The organism is Modestobacter sp. VKM Ac-2977, from assembly GCF_026968045.1.
Lineage (GTDB): Bacteria > Actinomycetota > Actinomycetes > Mycobacteriales > Geodermatophilaceae > Modestobacter.
This window is the reverse complement of sequence record NZ_JAPVBQ010000002.1, coordinates 518,087-533,544: the sequence shown is the minus strand read 5'-3', so window position 1 is coordinate 533,544 and position 15,458 is coordinate 518,087. Positions and strand designations below refer to the sequence as shown.

Genomic DNA, 15,458 nt, shown 5'->3' with positions numbered 1-15,458 from the left:
GGGTCCGGGCCCGCTCCAGGAGGTCGTCGTGCTGCCCAACGACCGCACGCCGCTGCGCGGGCGGGACGCCGAGCGGGCCCTGCTGCACCGCCGGGTCGGCGCCGCCCGGCAGGACGGCCGGGGCCGGGTCGTGGTCATCGCCGGCGCCCCGGGCTCCGGCAAGTCACGGCTGCTCCAGGAGGCCCAGGCGCTGGCCGCCGGCGCCGGGGCGCGGGTCCTGGCGGTCTCCGGCGACCCGGACGCACACGTCATCCCGCACGGCCCGCTGCTGGACGCGGTGCAGGCCGGGCCGCACCCGCTGCTCCCACCCGACGTCCTCGCTGCCCTGCCCCGGGGGCCGGAGCAGGGCTGGTGGCTGCGCAACGAGCTGCAGGCCCGGCTGGAACGCCTCGCCATGCAGCAGCCCGTGCTCGTCAGCGTGGACGACCTCCAGTGGTGCGACCACGCGACCCTCCGCGTGCTGCGCACCCTGCCGCCGCGGCTGGCCACCGAAGCGGTGGTCTGGGTCGTCGCCGTCCGCGACGGAGAGGTCGACCCGGCGGTCTCGGCCACGGTGCGCGCGCTGACCGAGGCCGGCGCCGACCGGGTGGACCTGCACCCCCTGGACGACGAGGCGGTGGCGCAGCTGGCCGGTGACGTGCTGGGGGCGACACCGGCCGAGGACGTCCTCGCCTCGGCGGCGCGCGCGGGCGGCCACCCCCTGCTGCTGGTCGAGCTGCTCCGCGGCTGGCAGGACGAGGAGCTGGTGCAGCTGGACGCGGGGCGGGCCCGGCTGGTCGGTGACGTCCTGCCTGCGCGGCTGCGCGATGCGGTCGCCCGGCGCACCGAGCGGCTGTCGGCACCGGCGCGCGAGCTGCTCCAGGTCGGCGCGGTGCTCGGCCGGCAGTTCCCGCCGGACCTGCTCGCCGCGGTGCTCGACCGGCCGCCCACCGCGGTGCTCGGCCCACTGCAGGAGGTCATCGCTGCGGGGCTGCTGGCCGACGCCGGGGAGCAGATCGGCTTCCGGCACGACCTGATCCGGGAGTCGGTGGCCGCCGGCATGCCCGCCGGGTTCGCCCGGGTGCTGCGCCGGCACGCCGTCGACGTCCTGCTCGCCCGGGGCGCGCCGACGCTGCAGGTGGCGACGATGCTGGCCGAGTCGGCAGCGCCGGGCGACCTGGCGGCGGTCACGGCGCTCCGTTCGGCGGCCGCGACCCTGGCCCTCACGTCGTCCCCGGCGGCGGCGGGGTTCAGCCTCCGGGCGCTCGAGCTGCTCCCGGCGGACTCACCTCTCCGCCCGGAGGTCGCGGTCGAGTCGGTGCTGCTGCTGTGGCAGTGCGGCCGGGCCGTCGCAGCCCAGGAGCTGGCGGCGACCATGCTCGCCGGGACGCTCGGGGTCGACCCCGTCGCCGAGGCGCAGGTCCGGCTGGGGCTGGCCCGGTTCGCCACCCGGTACTCCGCGACCGAGGCGGTGCGACAGTGCGAGACGGCGCTGGCCCTGCCCGGCCTCCCCGAGGACCTGCGGATGCGGCTCCGGCTGGTCCTCGCGGTCAACCACGGGCTCGGCGGTGACCCCGAGGCCGCGGACGCCGTCCTGACACCGGTGCGCGACGCGGTCCAGGACGCCGCAGACCCCCGCCTGGTCTCGGTGCTGGCCCGGGCCGAGACGTACGTGGCCTTCCACCGGCACCGGTGGGACCGGGCGTTCCGTCGGCACCGGGACGTCGTCCGGCTCGCCCCGGCCGGCGAGGACATCAACCCACCCGGCATGTGGGAGGCGGCGATGTTGACCTCGATCGGCCTGCCGGCGCGCTGCCTGGCGCTGGTCGACGTGGAGCTGTCCGCCGCGCGGGCCGACGGCCGGATCGGCTCGCTGCTGCTGTACAGCAGCCTGCGCGCCCGCGCGCTGTTCGACGCGGGGCGCCTGGTGGACGCGCGGGCCGAGGCCGAGGCCGTGCTCGACATGGAGGACGTCGACCTCGTCGGAGGCCTGCTGGACCTGCTCGTCGTCCACGTGCTGATCCGCGGGGCGCTGCACGCCGGCCGGCCCGACGTCGTCCGGGCCCACCGCCCCCGGGTCGACCAGATGGCCACCGACGACTCCGGGCCGGTGCGGCGCAACGGGCTGTGGCTGACGGCGCTGATCGCCGACGCCGCCGGGGACACCGGCGCGGCGCTCGCCGCGGCGGCGGAGGCGATCGCGACCCTGGAACGCCCCGGGCCGTCGCTGGCCGGCCTGCCCGACATCGCCGACGAGGTGCTGCTCGTCCGGATGGCGCTGCGGGCCGGGGAGCGCGGGGTCGCCGTCCGCGCCGGTGCCGTGGCCCAGCGCCGCGCCGCCGCGAACCCGACGTACCCGCTGGCCGCGGCGGTCGCGCGGCACGCGCGCGGCCTGCTCGACGACGACGCGGCCTGCCTCCGCGAGGCCCTGCGGCTGATGGCCGACACCGAACGGCCGCTGGTGCGGGCATCGGCGCAGGAGGACCTCGCCCGGCTGGTCGCCGCTGCGCGGCCGCGCGAGGCGGTGGCGCTGCTGGACGACGCCCTGGCGGCCTACACCGCAGCCGGCGCGGAGCGCGACGCCGCCCGGGCCCGGAGGCGGCTGCGGGACCTGGGGGTCCGGCGACGCCGCACCCTCGGCCCACCGGCCGCGGAGCACGGCCTGGCCGCGCTCACCCCCGCCGAGCGGGAGGTGGTGTGCCTGGTGGCCGAGGGCGGCACCAACCGGGAGGTGGCGGCGCGGCTGTTCCTCTCCCCGCACACGGTCAACACCCACCTGCGCAACGCCTTCACCAAGCTCGGCGTGCGGTCGCGCGTGGAGCTCGCCCGGCGGGTGGACGCCGGCCGCTGAGCCCAGGCCCTCAGTCCCGGTGTCGCACCGGGGCGCGCTTGGTCCGGTACATGGCGGCGTCGGCGCAGGCGAGGAGTGATGCCGGGTCGTCGGCGTCCGCGGGGAAGACCGCCGCTCCGGAGCTGGCGCGGATCAGCAGGGCCGTCCCGGGCACCTGGAGCGGCGCCTCGAGGGCGGCACGCAGGTGCTCCTGCACCCGCCGGACCATCTCCTCCGCAGGCGGACGGCTGCCGTCGTCCGGCCGTGCCCGGCCGGTCGCGGGGAGGCCGGCGAGGACGACGAGGAACTCGTCGCCGCCCAGCCGGCCCAGCAGGTCGCCGGAGCGGACGGCCGAACGCAGCCGGCCGGCTGCCCCGACGAGCGCGGCGTCTCCTACGGCGTGACCGAAGCGGTCGTTGATCGCCTTGAAGTCGTCGAGGTCCAGCAGCACCGCCGCCACGCTCCCACCGCTGCGGCGGGCACGGTGCAGTTCCAGGTTCAGGTGCTCGAGCACGTGCGCCCGGTTGGGGAGGCCGGTGAGCTCGTCGTGGTGGGCCAGGTACGCCGTCCGCCGCTCCCGGTCGACCCGGGCGGTCACGTCCAGCTGGCTGCCGATGAGATGGGTGACCTCGCCGTGCGCGTCCCGGACGGCGCTGACGTGCAGTTCGTTCCAGAACGTCGAGCCGTCGCGCCGGTAGTTCAGCAGCACCGCGTCGACGTCCCGTCCGGCGAGCAGCCGCCGCCGGATCGGGTGCACCTGGTTGCGGTCGGTGTCGGCCCCCTGCAGGAAGCGGCAGTTGCGGCCGAGCACCTCCGACTCCGGGTAGCCGGTCATCCGCAGGAACGCGGCGTTCGCGTAGACCAGTGGGAGGTCGGGGCGGCGGGCGTCGGCGATGACGACTCCGTTGCTCGCGACCGAGACGGCCCGGAGCATCAGGTCCGGCAGGTCGGCCTCGGTGACCCGCGCGACGGGGTCACCGGCGGGCGGGGCGGGGAGGGGCAGCGGCGTGGCCGTCCCGACCGGCGGGCGGGTCTTCTCCAGCAGCAGCCCGGCGGCCTCGAGCACCCGCTGCCGGTCGTAGGTCAGCACGTAGTCGAGTCGGCGACCGGCCGTGCGCACCGGGGCGGTCGCCTCGGTCGGGTCGCCGCGACCGTCGACCGGCACCTCGCGGGCGGCCAGCGCGGCCGCGAAGTGCGGGCTGACCACGGTCACGACCCACTGGTCGGTCAGCGGGTCGTCGGCATCGAGGGCGGTGCCCACCACGCCCGGCACGGGCTCGTCGGGCATCCCCGCGCCGGTCACCGCGGTCAGGGCGGTGAGGCTGCCGAGCGTCTCGTACCGGCGGCGGGTGCGCCCGCTCATCAGCTCGGCGTGCTGGAAGTTGGCCAGGACGACGGTCTGCTCGTCCAGCAGGAGTGCCTGGCGCTCGACCTGACGGGTCATCGAGGCGAGCAGCGGCACGCCGGCGCGCTGCGGTCCCGAGGCGGCGGCGAGCACCTCGTACGGGGTCCCCGGACCGGTTCCCCCGGCGCCCCGCGCGGGGGTGGCCGGGGGCAGCTGCAGGGCCCGCATGCCGGCCGCCGGCAGGTCCCCCGGATGCCCGAACATCCAGCCCTGACCCAGTCGCGCGCCCATCGCCAGCGCGCGGTCCAGGTGCTCTGCGGTCTCGATGCCCTCGGCCAGGACGAGCGCGCCGGAGCGCTCGGCGTCGGCACGCACGGCGTTGACCACCGCGGCGGTCTGCAGGCTGGTGTGTCCGCGCACCAGGGCCAGGTCCAGCTTGATCACGTCCGGCCGCAGGAACGACACCAGTGCGAGCCCGGCCGGCTCGGCACCGACGTCGTCCAGCGCCACCCGCCAGCCGATCTCCCGCGCGCCCCGCACGCCGCGGACCAGGTCGGCGGGGCGCTCGAGCAGGTCGCGCTCGGTCACCTCCAGGACGACCTGCACCCCGGCCGGCGTCAGTTCGGCGAGGTCGGCCAGGTCGGCGGGGGACAGCGTGGACAGCGTCGCCGGCTCGATGTTCACGAACAAGGTGGTCGGCTCGGCGGCGCCGGCGACCCCGCGCAGTGCAGCGCGCAGGCAGGCGGCGTCCAGCGACGCGGTGGTCCCGGCTGCTGCGGCCGCGGCGAACAGCTCGGTCGGGGACGCCAGCGGCCCCGGCTCGCCGCGGGACAGTGCCTCCACCGCCACCAGCGCGCCGTCGGACAGGTCCACGATCGGCTGGAACAGCGACCGCACAGCGTGCTCTCCGCACACCCGTGGGGTCATGGGCCGAGCCTTCCACGCCGGGCCGGTCGGCGCGGGTCGTGCGGCCGGGTCGACCCAGCCGGTGCCGTGCCGGGCGCCGCCTCCCGATGCGGAGTGTGGCCCTTGACACAGTTCGTGGCGGACCGGTTGGGTTGGTAGGAAAGCGCTTGCCAGTCGGTGCACCCGGCGGTGACCTGCCAGATCAGAGGAGCTCCGTGACCCACTCGAAGCAGCCGGTCCGCGTCGCGGTCGTCGGTGCCGGGAACATCGCAGACGACCGCCACCTCCCGGCGTTGCGGGAGATGGGGGAGCGCGTCGAGGTGGTCGCGCTGGCCGACGTCGACGAGCCCCGGGCCCGTGCCCTCGCCCAGCGCTGGGACGTCCCGCACGCCTTCGGCGACCTGTCCGCGATGCTGGCCGCGGAGTCGCCCGACCTGGTGGTGCTGTGCACCCCGCCGGTCGCGCACCTGGATGGCGTGACGACGTGCCTGCGCGCCGGTGCCTGGGTGTGGTGCGAGAAGCCGCCGATGCTCTCCCTCGCCGAGCTCGACACGGTGGCCGAGCTCGAGCGCGACGGCGGCCCGTACGCCACCTACGTGTTCCAGCACCGCTTCGGCTCCGGCGCCACCCGGCTGCGCGAGCTGGTGTGCAGCGGTGAACTGGGCCGGCCGCTGGTCGCCGTCTGCCACACCCTCTGGTACCGCGACCCCGCCTACTACGAGGTGCCCTGGCGGGGGCGCTGGGCCACCGAGGGCGGCGGCCCCACGATGGGCCACGGCATCCACCAGATGGACCTGCTGCTGTCCCTGCTCGGCGACTGGCGCGAGGTCACGGCGGTCACCGGCACGCTGGAACGGGAGGTCGAGACCGAGGACGTGGCCATGGCGGTGGTGACCTTCGCGTCCGGCGCGATGGCCACCGTCGTCAACAGCGTGCTGTCGCCGCGGGAGACCAGCTACCTGCGCTTCGACTTCACCGACGCGACCGTCGAGCTGCAGCACCTCTACGGCTACGGCGACGACGACTGGACGTGGACCCCCGCCCCGCACGTCGCCGACCCCGACCGGGTCGCCGGCTGGCGGGCCACCGCCGGGGTGCCCAGCGGGCACGCCGCCCAGCTGCGCAGCCTGCTGGACTCCTTCGACCGGCGGGAGCGGCCGCAGGTCAGCGGCGTCCAGGGCCGGGAGACGATGGAGCTGGTCACCGGCATCTACCGGTCGGCCGCCACCGGCCGCAGCGTCGCCCGCGCGGACCTGGTGCCGGGCAGCCCGCACTACGACCGGCTCGGCGGCGACCTGCTCACGGCGGGCGGTGCCCGATGAGCCGCCCGATGGGCGCGGCGTTCCGGGTCACCTCCGAGCACGGCCGCCGGGTCGTCGTCGCGGTCGAGGGGGAGGGTGTGGGGCAGGGCTCGGGCCGGGTCGAGGTCGCGACCTACGACCTGGGCTCCGACGTGGCCGCCTTCGAGGCGCCCAAGCCCTACCTGCACCCGCTGCGCACCCTCTCCGGCGCGCTCGTGTCGGCCTACCGGCCGCACGACCACCGGTGGCACAAGGGCCTGCAGATGACGGTCTCGCACCTGGACGACCAGAACTTCTGGGGCGGGTCCAGCTACCGGCACGGCGAGGGCTACGTGCCGGTGGACAACGTCGGCCGGATGCGGCACGACGGGTTCGCCGCGGTCGAGGTGACCGACGCCGAGGTCTGCCTGGCCGAGGATCTGACCTGGGTGACCGCGGCCGGCGAGGACTGGGTGAGCGAGCGGCGTGAGCTGCGCTGGCACGGCCTGGACGTCGAGCGGGGCACCTGGACGCTGGACTTCGCCACCGAGCTGCGCAACGTGCGGGGCGCGGACCTCCGCGTCGGCAGCCCGACCACGCACGGCCGCCCGGACGCCGGCTACACCGGGTTCTTCTGGCGCGGGCCGCGCGGGTTCACCGGGGGCGAGGTGGTCACCGCCGACCCGGACGCCCCGGCCGAGCCGATGGGGACGACGTCCCCGTGGCTGGCCTACACCGGGCAGCACGACGAGGTCGACGGCGGCGCGACGCTGCTGTTCTCCGCCGGCACCAGCTCCGCGCCGGTGCCGCTGCGCTGGTTCGTCCGGCGCGAGCCGTTCCCCGCGGTCAACCCCTCGCCGGCGTTCAGCGAGGAGGTGACGATCGCCCCCGAGGAGACGCTGACGTTGCGGCACCAGGTGGTGTTCGCCGACCGGGCGTGGAACCGCGCCGAGGTGACGGCGTTCGCGGCGGAGCACGCGCTGTGAGCGGCGCCGGGAGCACGGTGCCGCCACTGCCCGGGGCGGTCGGGCTGAGCGGCCTGTCGGTCTACCCGTGGGGCACCGAGGACGGGCTGCACGGCGGCTCTCCGCACCTGCACCTGTGCTGCTCGGAGGCCTACGTCGTGGTCGGTGGCCACGGTCGGCTGCAGACGCTCACCGTGGCCGGTGGCGCGGCGGAGCTGCCGCTGACCGCCGGGGACGTCGTGTGGTTCACCCCCGGCACCATCCACCGGGCGGTGGACGACGAGGACCTGCAGGTGGTCGTGGCCATGGAGAACAGCGGGCTGCCCGAGGCCGGGGACGCCGTCCTCACCCTGCCGGCCGAGCACCTGCGGGACCCCGACGCCTACGCCGCGGCCACCTCCCTCGCCGGTCCGGACGGGCAGCCGTCGCCGGAGCGGGCGCGGGCCCGCCGCGACCTGGCCGTCGCCGGTTTCCTGGAGCTGCGCGAGCGCACCACGGCCGGGGACACCGGTGCCCTCGCTGCCTTCCACGAGGCAGCCGCGGCGCTGGTGCGGCCCCGGGTGCCGGACTGGCGGGAGCGGTGGGCGGCCGGGGCCCTGGCCGCCGCCACCCGCACCGGGGAGCGGCTTGACGCGCTGGCAGGGGGCGGGGCACCGCACCTGCGCGCCGCCGGGGTGCACCGGTTGTCCCGGCCGACCGAGCCGGTGCTCGGCATGTGCGGCTTCCTCTCGCCCTACCTGCCCGAGCACGCATCACCAGCCGGGTGAGGACGGGGCGCCACGCCGGTGACCGAGCGCGGGGCAGGCCCGGCCCGCAGGCTCGACGGCGACATCGTCCCCGCACCCGAGGAGCACCGCCCCATGACCGAGACCATCGCCGACGTGCGCATCCCCGACTCGCCGCTCGCCCAGGAGGTGACCCGGTTCATCCGGGAGACCTCCGGGGACCTGCTGTTCCACCACTCCCGGCGGGTGTTCCTCTTCGGCACCCTGCAGGGCCGCGCCCGCGGGGTGGAGGCCGACCCGGAGCTGCTCTACGTCGGCGCGATGTGCCACGACCTCGGCCTGGTCGACGGCCACCGGAGCACCGACCAGCGGTTCGAGGTCGACGGCGCGGACGCCGCGCGTGACCTCCTGCTCGAGCACGGTCGCAGTGCGGCCGACGCACGCGCGGTGTGGCTGGCGATCGCGCTGCACACCACCCCCGGCGTCCCCGAGCACCTGGAGCCGGAGATCGCGCTGGTGACCGCCGGGGTCGAGACCGACGTGCTCGGCCTGGCCCTGGACCGGCTGACCCCGGAACAGCTCGCCGAGGTGACCGCGGCCCATCCGCGGCCGGACTTCAAGCGGCAGATCCTGGCCGCGTTCCGGGACGGCTTCGCCGACCGCCCGGACACGACGTTCGGCACGGTGAACGACGACGTCCTCGCGCACTTCGACCCGGACTTCCGCCGCACCGACTTCACCGAGGTGGTCCGAGGCTCCGCCTGGCCGGAGTGACGGCACCCCGGCGCAGCTCGGCCGCGTCGGCGTGTCGCCCCGCGGCACCCCGGGGCGGCACGCCGATCCCGGGCTCCGGGATGCTGTGCCGGTCAGCCTCGCGGGAGCGGGCGCGACCCCGGCCGGGGTGCTGGCGAGTCGCGAACGACGGAGGAGACCCCATGCCGGCTGACCAGTTGCTGGACGAGGCGACGCGGATCGCCGATGCGCTGCTCGAGGTCCAGACCCGGGTGAACGCCCAGATCGACGCCGCGCTGACCGACCTGCTGCCCGCGGTTCAGCAGCGGCTGGGTGCCGCGCCGGCGGCGGACGTCGACCTGAGCGACCTGGGGAACGCCCGGATCACCGGCCTGAGCGTCGTCGTCACCCCGGCCGCGGTGGCGACCGTCGTCCCGCTGTCGGCGGAGTCTGCCGCCACCACCCGGGACGCGCGCCGCGCCACGACCGACATCGTCGGCGGTGCCGACGACCGGCTGGCCGTCATCGCCGGTCCCTGCTCGATCCACGACGCAGCCGCCGCTCTGGAGTACGCCGCCTTCCTCGCCGACATGCGGGCGAGGCACGGCGCGGACCTGGAGATCCTGATGCGGACCTACACCGAGAAGCCGCGGACCGAGGTCGACTGGAAGGGGTTCGCCTACGACCCGTTCCTGGACGGCTCCAGCCGGATCAGCGTCGGCCTCGTCGCCACCCGGATGCTGATGGGCCGGATCACCGCGCTGGGCGTCCCGGTGGCCGCGGAACCGCTGAACGCGCTCACGCCGCAGTACGTCGACGGGCTGGTCACCTACAACGGCGTCGGGGCCCGCAACGTCACCGACCAGACCGCCCGGGAACGGGTGTCCGGCTTCTCCTCCGTCGTCGGCTTCAAGAACTCGCCGGAGGGGAGTGTCGACGTGGCGATCCAGGCCGTGCTGACCGCACGGGCGCCGCACGAGTTCCTCGGGGTCGACCACCACGGCGTGAGCGCCCAGCTGTCGACCACCGGGAACGACACCGGCCACGTCATCCTCCGGGGCGCCAAGGACGGGCCCAACTACTCGGCCGCGCACATCGCCGCCACGAAGCGGGCGCTGGCCGCCCGTGGTCTGCCGGAGGTCGTCGTCGTCGACGCCTCGCACGGCAACAGCCAGAAGGACCACCGCCGTCAGGTCGAGGTCGTGCGCGACCTGGCCGGGCAGGTCGCCGGCGGCGAGCAGGCGATCCGCGGGGTGATGATCGAGAGCAACCTCGTGGCCGGCCGGCAGGACCTGGACCGCCGGCACCCCGAGCGGCTGGAGCACGGCAAGAGCGTCACCGACGCCTGCGTCGACCTCGGCACCACCGAGGAGCTGCTGGCAGAGCTGGCCGAGGCCTCCCGGACGCGGCGCGCGGCCTGACCGGCAGCGGCGTCAGGCCGTCGAGGCGAGCCGCCCGGCGAGGGTGACGTCGACGGTCAGCACGCAGGGGAGCCGGTGCAGCCGGGCGGCCACCAGGTCGACCTCACCGGGCGTGGCGATCAGGTCGACGCTGATCGTCCAGCGGTCGGTGCCGGCCTCCTCGGCCGACAGCCGGGTGAAGGCGTGGTGGCGCCCGGTCAGCATGGTGAGGACGCGCTGCAGGCCGAGTGCATCGGTGACGACGACGCGCACCTTGGCCGCATCGTGGGCGGAGCTGTGGCGGGGGGACATGGGGAGCCTCCGGGCCGGGTGGCCCTGGTCAGCGGGGGAGCGACCTCGATGGACGTGCCCACGGACCCGCCGGTGCGAGGGTCAGTCGCCGACGAGCCCGCACGGAATCCGCTGCCCAGCCACAGCCGCACGGTAGCCCCGGTGGTCGCCGCGGGACAAGGGGCACGACCGGTCAGGAACGGAGAAGCGCAGGCGGTGCGGACGTATCTAGCGTGATGGCCCGGGGAGCACCGCCGGCCGGGCGCGAGCTCCCCACTGCACGCCGATCTGCGGCACGCTGGCCCCGCCGCCGCACCAGGACGCCGCATCTGCGACCACCGGACCCGCCCCGAGGAGACACGTGAGCACCGCACCGGAGCACGCTGCCGACACCCACGACCTGATCCGGGTGCTCGGCGCGCGGGTGAACAACCTCAAGGACGTCAGCGTCGAGATCCCGAAGCGCCGGCTGACGGTGTTCACCGGCGTCTCCGGCTCCGGCAAGAGCTCGCTGGTGTTCGACACGATCGCCGCGGAGTCCCAGCGGCTGATCAACGAGACCTACAGCGCCTTCGTGCAGGGCTTCATGCCGACGCTGGCCCGGCCGGAGGTCGACCTGCTGGAGGGTCTGACGACGGCGATCCTCGTCGACCAGGAGCGGATGGGCGCCAACCCCCGCTCCACCGTCGGTACGGCCACCGACGCCAACGCGATGCTGCGGATCCTCTTCAGCCGGCTCGGTACGCCGTACATCGGGCCGCCCACGGCGTTCTCCTTCAACGTCCCGACCCGCAAGGCGAGCGGGGTGATGAGCACGGAGAAGTCCGGCGGCCGGGTCGAGAAGGCCGTGGTGAAGGACGCCGTCTACCTGGGCGGCATGTGCCCGCGCTGCGAGGGCATGGGCTCGGTCTCCGACTTCGACCTCACGGCGCTGTACGACGAGGGCAAGTCGCTGGCCGAAGGTGCGCTGACCGTCCCCGGCTACAGCATGGACGGCTGGTACGGCCGGGTCTTCGCCGGCGCGGGCTTCGACATGGACAAGCCGATCGCGGAGTACACGAAGAAGGAGCTGCAGGACCTCCTGTACAAGGAGCCGACCAAGATCAAGGTCGAGGGCATCAACCTCACCTACGAGGGCGTCATCCCCAAGATCCAGAAGTCGATGCTCACCAAGGACGTCGACGCGATGCAGCCGCACGTCCGCGCCTTCGTCGAGCGCGTGATCACCTTCCAGACCTGCCCGGAGTGCGACGGGACGCGGCTCACCCCGGAGGCCCGGTCCTCGATGATCGGGGGCAAGAACATCGCCGACCTCTGCGCGATGCAGATCAGCGACCTCGCCGCCTGGGTCCGCGAACTCGACGACGCATCGGTCGCCCCGCTGCTCACCGGTCTGCGGCACCTCCTCGACTCGTTCACCGAGATCGGACTGGGCTACCTCTCCCTCGACCGGCCGGCCGGGACGCTGTCCGGCGGTGAGGCGCAGCGCACCAAGATGATCCGCCACCTGGGGTCCGCGCTCACCGACGTCACCTACGTCTTCGACGAGCCGACCATCGGCCTGCACCCGCACGACATCGAGCGGATGAACGACCTGCTCCTGCAGCTGCGGGACAAGGGCAACACCGTGCTCGTCGTCGAGCACAAGCCCGAGACGATCGCCATCGCCGACCACGTCGTCGACCTCGGCCCGGGTGCCGGCACCGGCGGCGGTGAGGTCGTGTTCGAGGGCACCGTCGACGGGCTGCGGACCAGCGGCACGCTGACCGGCCGGCACCTCGACGAGCGCGTCGGCCTCAAGCCCGCGGTGCGCGCCTCCACCGGAGCCCTCGAGGTGCGCGGCGCGGACACCCACAACCTGCAGGGCGTCGACGTCGACATCCCGCTCGGCGTGCTGGTGGTGCTCACCGGCGTGGCCGGGTCGGGGAAGAGCTCGCTGGTCCACGGCTCCGTCGCGGACCGGGACGGCGTGGTGGTCGTCGACCAGGGCGCGATCCGCGGCTCCCGGCGGAGCAACCCCGCGACCTACACCGGGCTGCTCGACCCCATCCGCAAGGCCTTCGCCAAGGCCAACGGGGTGAAGCCGGCCCTCTTCAGCTCCAACTCCGAGGGCGCCTGCCCGACCTGCAACGGCGCCGGCGTCATCTACACCGAGCTCGGCGTCATGGCCACGGTGGAGTCCCCCTGCGAGGAGTGCGAGGGGAAGCGGTTCCAGGCCTCGGTCCTGGAGCACACGCTCGGCGGCCGCGACATCGCCGAGGTGCTCGCCATGTCGGTCACCGAGGCCGAGCAGTTCTTCGGCGACGGCGAGGCACGCACCCCGGCCGCCCACACGATCCTGGACCGGCTGGCCGACGTCGGGCTCGGCTACCTCACCCTCGGCCAGCCGCTCACCACGCTGTCCGGCGGCGAGCGACAGCGGCTCAAGCTGGCCACCCGGATGGCCGAGAAGGGCGGCGTCTACGTGCTGGACGAGCCGACCACCGGCCTGCACCTCGCCGACGTCGAGAACCTGCTCGGGCTGCTCGACCGGCTCGTCGACTCCGGCAAGTCGGTCATCGTCATCGAGCACCACCAGGCGGTGATGGCGCACGCCGACTGGATCATCGACCTCGGCCCCGGCGCCGGGCACGACGGCGGCCGGATCGTCTTCGAGGGCACTCCCGCCGACCTCGTCGCCGGCCGCGCCACCGTCACCGGGGAGCACCTCGCGGCCTACGTCGGCGGCTGACCCTCGGTCCGGGTGACCGGCCGGCGCTCAGCGCAGGACGGCGGCGACCTTCCCGGCGGCGGCGGCGACCGCCCGGCCCACCTGCTCGACGTCGCTGTTCTCGTCGACGAAGACGACGGCGAGTGCGGCCCGGGCGCCGCCGTCCGGGCCGAGGACCGGTGCGGCGATCGACCGGATGCCGGGGATCACCTCACCGTGCGAGCTGGCCCAGCCGGTCCGGCGGGCCTGCTGGAGGGCCACACGGTCGTCGTCCGCCGGTGGCTCCGGCATGAGCAGGGCCAGGCCAGGAGCGCCGCGGCCGACCGGGTGCCGGGTGCCCGGCCGGTAGGTGACGTGCGCCCGGGTGTCCTGCGGTTCGACGCTGGTCACCGTCACCGCCTCGTCGCCGGCCCGCACCACCAGGAACGCCGTCATGCCCAGCTCGGTGGAGAGCGAGTTGAGCCGGGGGAGCGCAGCGGCGTTCAGGTCCGTGCGCACCCCGCGGGCCAGCGCGGCCACCCCCAGGCCGAGGCCGTAGTGGCCCAACGGGTCGCGCTCGACGAGCTGGTGGTCCTCCAGGGTGCGCAGCAGCCGGTAGGTGATCGACCGGTGCAGGTCCAGGGCACGGCCGATCTCGGTCACCGGCTGTGGCGTGCCCGCGCTGGCCAGGTGCTCGAGGATCCGGATGCCGCGGTCCAGCGTCTGCGACTGCGGAGCACCCCCGCTGTCGTTCGCTGGCATCGCCGTCCCCCTGTGGTCGCCGTCCCCTGTGAGCGTGGTGGTCCACCCTAGGCTGCGGGCATCGGTGCGGCTCAGCCGTTGATCACCTGGGGCACGGCGACGGCCTTCAGGCCCTCGGCGCCGAACTCGAGCCCGTACCCGGACTTCTTGTGCCCGCCGAAGGGGATCATCGGGTGCACCCCGCCGTGGGCGTTGATCCAGACGGTGCCGGCCTCGAGCCGGGCGGCGACGGCGCGGGCGGCGTCCCGGTCGCTGCTCCAGACCGAGGCCCCCAGGCCGACGTCGAGCCGGTTGGCCATGGCGACGGCCTGGTCGAGGTCGTCGTAGCGGATGATCGGCAGGGCCGGTCCGAACTGCTCCTCGGCGACGAGCGGGTTCTGGTCGTCGATGTCGGCGACCAGCGTCGTCGGGTAGAAGTGGCCCGGGGCCTCGGTGTCGGGGTCGCCGCCGGTCAGGATCGTGGCGCCGGACTCTCGGGCGGCGTCGACCAGCCGCGCGACGATCTCGTACTGGGCGCGGTTCTGCAGCGGGCCGAGCACGTTCTGCTCGTCCAGGCCACGGCCCATCGGCATCGCCTTCGCGACCTCGGTGAGCGCGGCGCAGACCTCGTCGTAGACGTCGGTGTGCACGTACAGCCGCTTGAGCGCGGCGCAGGTCTGGCCGGTGTTGATGAACGCACCCCAGAACAGGTCCTGCGCGATCGCCTTCGGATCGACGTCGGGGAGGACGATCCCGGCGTCGTTGCCGCCGAGCTCCAGGGTCAGCCGCTTCACGGTGTCCGCCGAGCTCTTGATGATCGCCTGGCCGGTGCGGGTGGAGCCGGTGAACATCACCTTGTCCACTCCCGCGTGGCTGGACAGCCGGGCGCCGACGTCACCTTCGCCGGCGACGCCGATGAGGACGTCGGCCGGCAGGACGCCGTTGAGGACCTCCAGCAGCGCCAGCACGCTGAGCGGGGTGTGCTCCGAGGGCTTGGCGACCACGGTGTTGCCCATCCGCAGCGCGGGGGCGACCTGCCAGATGGTGATCATCATCGGCCAGTTCCACGGGCCGATGGCGCCCACGACGCCGATGGGCCGGTAGTGCAGCTCGGCGTGGGTGTCCCCGTCGTCGACGACGGTCTCCACGGGCAGCTCGGTGGCGGCGGTGGCCCGCAGCCACGCCGAGCAGGCACCGACCTCGAACCGGGCGTTGGGGCCGTTGAGCGGCTTGCCCTGCTCGCGGGAGAGCAGCTCGGCCAGCGGCTCGGCGGCCGCGTCGACGGCGTCGGCGGCCCGCAGCAGGAGGTCGATGCGCTCGGAGTCCGCGCGGGCCGCCCAGGCCCGCTGGGCGGCCCGTGCGGTCGTGACGGCGCGGTCGACGTCCTCGGCGGACCCGAAGGCGACCCGCCCCACGACCTCGCCCGTCGCCGGGTCGAGGACCTCCCGGCCGGCGGGGTCGGAGACGGCGGCCAGCAGGCGCTCGTACGTCGGGGTGTCCGCGTCGGTGTCGACGGGCGTGGCAACGGTGGGAGTGGTCATCGTCGGCCTCTCGTGGTGGGGGCGGTGCAGGGGA

11 protein-coding genes are annotated in these 15,458 nt (G+C 74.9%); 7 read left to right on the top strand and 4 right to left on the bottom strand.

Going from position 1 to position 15,458, the window contains the following annotated elements; genetic code table 11:
- Positions 1-28: 28 nt before the first annotated feature.
- A complete protein-coding gene (locus tag O2V63_RS10185; protein ID WP_269167421.1) occupies positions 29-2,830 on the top strand; it encodes a helix-turn-helix transcriptional regulator in 2,802 nt (933 codons plus the stop codon).
- A gap of 10 nt (positions 2,831-2,840) precedes the next feature.
- On the opposite strand, the gene O2V63_RS10180 is transcribed toward O2V63_RS10185, so the two are convergent.
- Positions 2,841-5,081, bottom strand: coding sequence for a diguanylate cyclase domain-containing protein (locus O2V63_RS10180; protein ID WP_269167420.1), 2,241 nt, complete (start codon positions 5,079-5,081; stop codon positions 2,841-2,843).
- 194 nt (positions 5,082-5,275) lie between these two features.
- Here O2V63_RS10180 and O2V63_RS10175 point away from each other — a divergent pair, with 194 nt between their 5' ends.
- The 5 genes from O2V63_RS10175 (at position 5,276) to O2V63_RS10155 (ending at position 10,183) form a co-directional block, all read left to right on the top strand.
- The gene (locus O2V63_RS10175; RefSeq protein ID WP_269167419.1) at positions 5,276-6,382 is read left to right on the top strand and encodes a Gfo/Idh/MocA family protein; all 1,107 of its coding nucleotides are present in this window, start codon (positions 5,276-5,278) and stop codon (positions 6,380-6,382) included.
- Entirely contained in the window at positions 6,379-7,326 is a 948-nt protein-coding gene (locus O2V63_RS10170) for a PmoA family protein (RefSeq protein WP_269167418.1), read from the top strand. Before O2V63_RS10175 ends, O2V63_RS10170 begins: the two co-directional genes overlap by 4 nt.
- Positions 7,323-8,072 carry a hypothetical protein gene (locus O2V63_RS10165; protein ID WP_269167417.1) on the top strand — a complete coding sequence of 250 codons (750 nt, stop codon included), beginning with the start codon at positions 7,323-7,325 and terminating at the stop codon, positions 8,070-8,072. Before O2V63_RS10170 ends, O2V63_RS10165 begins: the two co-directional genes overlap by 4 nt.
- 93 nt (positions 8,073-8,165) lie before the next feature.
- The gene (locus O2V63_RS10160) at positions 8,166-8,804 is read left to right on the top strand and encodes an HD domain-containing protein (RefSeq protein WP_269167416.1); all 639 of its coding nucleotides are present in this window, start codon (positions 8,166-8,168) and stop codon (positions 8,802-8,804) included.
- A gap of 161 nt (positions 8,805-8,965) precedes the next feature.
- The gene (locus O2V63_RS10155) at positions 8,966-10,183 is read left to right on the top strand and encodes a 3-deoxy-7-phosphoheptulonate synthase (RefSeq protein ID WP_269167415.1); all 1,218 of its coding nucleotides are present in this window, start codon (positions 8,966-8,968) and stop codon (positions 10,181-10,183) included.
- 12 nt (positions 10,184-10,195) lie between these two features.
- Here the strand turns inward: O2V63_RS10155 and O2V63_RS10150 are convergent, their stop codons facing one another.
- Positions 10,196-10,474 carry a hypothetical protein gene (locus tag O2V63_RS10150; protein ID WP_269167414.1) on the bottom strand — a complete coding sequence of 93 codons (279 nt, stop codon included), beginning with the start codon at positions 10,472-10,474 and terminating at the stop codon, positions 10,196-10,198.
- A gap of 340 nt (positions 10,475-10,814) precedes the next feature.
- Between O2V63_RS10150 and O2V63_RS10145 the strand changes: the two genes are divergently transcribed.
- Positions 10,815-13,184, top strand: a complete 2,370-nt coding sequence (locus O2V63_RS10145; RefSeq protein WP_269167413.1) for an excinuclease ABC subunit UvrA — start codon at positions 10,815-10,817, stop codon at positions 13,182-13,184.
- 27 nt (positions 13,185-13,211) lie between these two features.
- On the opposite strand, the gene O2V63_RS10140 is transcribed toward O2V63_RS10145, so the two are convergent.
- Positions 13,212-13,904, bottom strand: coding sequence for an IclR family transcriptional regulator (locus tag O2V63_RS10140; protein ID WP_269167412.1), 693 nt, complete (start codon positions 13,902-13,904; stop codon positions 13,212-13,214).
- Positions 13,905-13,975: 71 nt separating this feature from the next.
- Positions 13,976-15,424 carry an aldehyde dehydrogenase family protein gene (locus O2V63_RS10135; protein WP_269167411.1) on the bottom strand — a complete coding sequence of 483 codons (1,449 nt, stop codon included), beginning with the start codon at positions 15,422-15,424 and terminating at the stop codon, positions 13,976-13,978.
- Positions 15,425-15,458: the final 34 nt, after the last annotated feature.